The sequence below is a fragment of the Mesorhizobium sp. M7A.F.Ca.AU.002.02.1.1 genome (genome assembly GCF_003998535.1).
GTDB classification, from domain to species: Bacteria; Pseudomonadota; Alphaproteobacteria; order Rhizobiales; family Rhizobiaceae; genus Mesorhizobium; species Mesorhizobium ciceri.
On record NZ_RZPB01000690.1, the window covers coordinates 1 to 3,212 of the forward strand.

The following is a 3,212-nucleotide window of genomic DNA, read 5'->3' on the forward strand; positions in this document are numbered from 1 at the left end:
CCGGCGGCGATCGTCTCGCGAAAGATATCTTCGGTGATGCCGAAGCCGCCGGCGGCGTTCTCACCGTTGACGATGACGAAATCGAGTTTGAAGTCGGAGATCAAGCCGGGCAGTTGTTCCCACACCGCCGTCCGTCCCGTCTTTCCAACCATGTCACCGAGGAAGAGAAGTCTCATATGATCCCGCACCGAAGGTCAGCGAAGCAAAAGCTGCATGACGTCTGTGAAAGATCATGCGTCCTTTTATCTACAATTTTGACGCGAAGCGGCGCAACCCGCTCTCGGTCAGTATTTCCGGAATGACGACGTCATGTTCCTCATCCGGCACCATTGCCACCTCCTGGCAGTCGAAGGCGATGCCGACCAGCCGCGGCGGCTGTCCCTTGTCGATCAGCTTGGCGATGGCGCGGTCGTAATAGCCGGCACCATAGCCGATGCGATGGCCGCGCGCATCGAAGGCGGCGAGCGGCACCAGCATCACCGAGGGGTCGAGCACTTCTGCTTCTTCATGCGGGCCGACCGTGCCGAAACCCATCTCGACCATCGGCGCGCCGCGCACCAGTTCGCGAAAGACGATCGTGGTTTTGTCGAGAATGGCCGGCAGGCAAAGCCGCGCGCCCCTTTCGCGCAAGGCAAACATCAGCGGCCTGACGTCGACTTCCGAGCGCATCGGCCAGAAGCCGGAAACGATCTGGCCCGGCTCAATGTGGAGGTGATCGCGTGCCGTCTCTGCCATTTCAAGCGCGACCTCCACCCGCCAGAATTCGTCGAGCGCATCGCGGCGTCCGAGGGCCTCGCGGCGAAGCTGCTTTTTGAGGTCTTTGAGAGAGGTCATGCAGTCAGGGTAGAAAAGGTCAGATCTGGATGGAGTGTTGGGAGCGACGTTTTCCACCGCAATCATCCACCGAAATGCGGGACGCGTGGCAATAAGTGACGATCCACACAACCGGTGGAGAGAGCGATCCCGGGAACCTACAAAGTAGGTGGGCGCCGTGTGAGAAAACCCACGGGTCTTCCCAGGGACAGCTCCCTAAGGATCGTTAAGGCCCCGGGGAAAATGTTCTCCTGCCGGGAAGCACAGACCGTCCCGCCCAATATAGGCTGCCGGCCGGCTAAGCGCCAGTGAGACGGGCACTCTTTCCGTGTTGGTTCAGGCCCTCGCGCCGCCAACACCTCACCCTTGCACAGGCACGGCCTCGTCCTTACGGTCGCGATGACCAACCGAGGAGCAAGAATGCGTTTCGAAGGCACGGCGGCCTATGTCGCCGACAAGGATCTGATGGTGGCCGTCAATGCGGCGATCGCGCTGGAGCGGCCCTTGCTGGTCAAGGGCGAGCCCGGCACCGGCAAGACGGAACTGGCCCGCCAGGTGGCGGCTGCACTCGGCCTCGACCTCATCGAATGGCACGTCAAGTCGACGACGCGGGCGCAGCAGGGCCTGTACGAATATGATGCCGTCTCGCGGCTGCGCGACAGCAAGTTGGGCGACGAGCGCTTCAACGACATCAGGAACTACATCAAGCGCGGCAAACTCTGGGAGGCTTTCGCCGCCGGCAAGAAGGTCGTGCTCTTGATCGACGAGATCGACAAGGCCGACATCGAATTCCCAAACGATCTCCTGCAGGAACTCGATCGGATGGAGTTCTTCGTCTACGAGACCGGCGAAACCATCCGCGCCGCCGTCAGGCCGATCGTCATCATCACCTCCAACGACGAGAAGGAGTTGCCGGACGCGTTCCTGCGCCGCTGCTTCTTCCATTACATCCGCTTTCCCGACGTCGACACGCTGCACAGAATCGTCGACGTCCACTATCCCGGCATCAAGCAGAACCTGGTTCGGGCAGCCCTCACCCAGTTCTACGAGATCCGCGAAGTGCCGGGGCTGAAGAAAAAACCGTCGACCTCCGAGGCGCTCGACTGGATCCGCCTGCTGGTCGCCGACGATATCGCGCCCGAGGATCTGCGCGCCGACCCGAAGAACGCGTTGCCCAAGCTGCATGGCGCATTGCTGAAGAACGAACAGGATGTCCATCTGTTCGAGCGGCTTGCCTTCATGGCGCGCAGGCAAGGGTGAGGCGCCGGGCACTTGCTACGATCGAGCTTCGCTTGCGCCCTGAGCACGATGACGGTCCCTTGCCTCTTGCGGCGCGACGTTTCTGGGGCCGAAGACGACGAAGCTGATGACGGCAAGGGCAAGAACGCCGATCCCGCTATAGAGCATGACCCAGCCAAAACCGTTGACCAAGGCGGCATGCGCAAGCGCGCCGGACGGGTCGAGGGTCGCCAGCCTGGGCGAATATTGGGAGAGGCCATCGAGATTTCCGGTGGCGATCTTTTCCGCCAACGCGCGCAATTCGTCCGGGTCAAGGGCCGTGCCCAATGCGGTTTTGAGATAGGAAGCAATTCCCTGCGTCAACAGCAGGCCCAGCACCGCGATGTTGATGGCGAGCGTGATCAGCCGCGCGCTGATATCGATGCCCGAAGCCATGCCGGCGCGATCCGGCGACACCGAACCCGTCGTGGTGTTGGTGGTCGGTGAGTTGGTGAGGCCGATACCGATACCGGCGATCAGCGTACCGGGCAGCATGGTCAGCCAGCTGGCTCCCTCAAGGCTCGAACCTATCCTCATGGCGATAAAGCCGACCCCCAATGTCAGCAACCCGAGCGGGATCGCCACCCGCGCCTGATAGCGGGCGCGCAGGCGCTCGGCGGTCGAGGACATCAGCATCAAGGGAAGCGTGTAGACGAGCAGCAGCAGGCCGGTCGTGGTGCTGTCGTAGCCGAGCACACCCGAAAAATAGATCGGCAGATACATGATGAACGGCCAATAGCTGAAATTCATGCCGATGCCGCCCATGATCGCTCCCGAAAATTGACGGATCCGGAACACCGAGAAATCGAACATCGGATAGGGGCTGATCTTCTCGGCAACGAGGAACGCGGCGAAGGCCAGCACGGCAGCACTTGCCACGCCGATGCGGGCACCAGAGCCGAGATCGGCCCCTTGCGTGATCAGATAGGAGAAGCCGAACACCGCGAACGAGAGCGTCAGGATACCGGCACGGTCAAGCTTCTGGGCATTGTGGTCGCGTGATTCGGTGACACCGGCACCGATGAAGACCAGCGCAAGGATGGCAAGCGGCACATGGATGAGGAACACCCACTGCCAGCTCGAGAACGCGACGATCAATCCACCGATGGCGGGACCAAAGC

At 61.6% G+C, this 3,212-nt stretch carries 4 protein-coding genes and 1 other RNA gene; 1 reads left to right on the forward strand and 4 read right to left on the reverse strand.

What is annotated here, in order from left to right:
* From EN879_RS29470 to ssrS, 3 genes are all read right to left on the reverse strand, one after another.
* The coding region (locus EN879_RS29470) for a YmdB family metallophosphoesterase (RefSeq protein ID WP_206521024.1) at positions 1-176 on the reverse strand (176 nt) is incomplete at its 3' end.
* A gap of 70 nt (positions 177-246) precedes the next feature.
* Positions 247-834: a 5-formyltetrahydrofolate cyclo-ligase gene (locus EN879_RS29475; RefSeq protein WP_024502903.1), complete on the reverse strand. Its 588-nt coding sequence runs from the start codon at positions 832-834 to the stop codon at positions 247-249.
* A gap of 96 nt (positions 835-930) precedes the next feature.
* Positions 931-1,086, reverse strand: a non-coding RNA gene (gene ssrS, locus EN879_RS29480) — 6S RNA.
* Positions 1,087-1,233: 147 nt separating this feature from the next.
* Here ssrS and EN879_RS29485 point away from each other — a divergent pair.
* A complete protein-coding gene (locus EN879_RS29485; RefSeq protein ID WP_127274428.1) occupies positions 1,234-2,073 on the forward strand; it encodes a MoxR family ATPase in 840 nt (279 codons plus the stop codon).
* Between the two features lie 15 nt (positions 2,074-2,088).
* Here the strand turns inward: EN879_RS29485 and EN879_RS29490 are convergent.
* Positions 2,089-3,212: MFS transporter (locus EN879_RS29490; RefSeq protein WP_127274429.1), on the reverse strand; the 1,124-nt coding region annotated here is incomplete at its 5' end.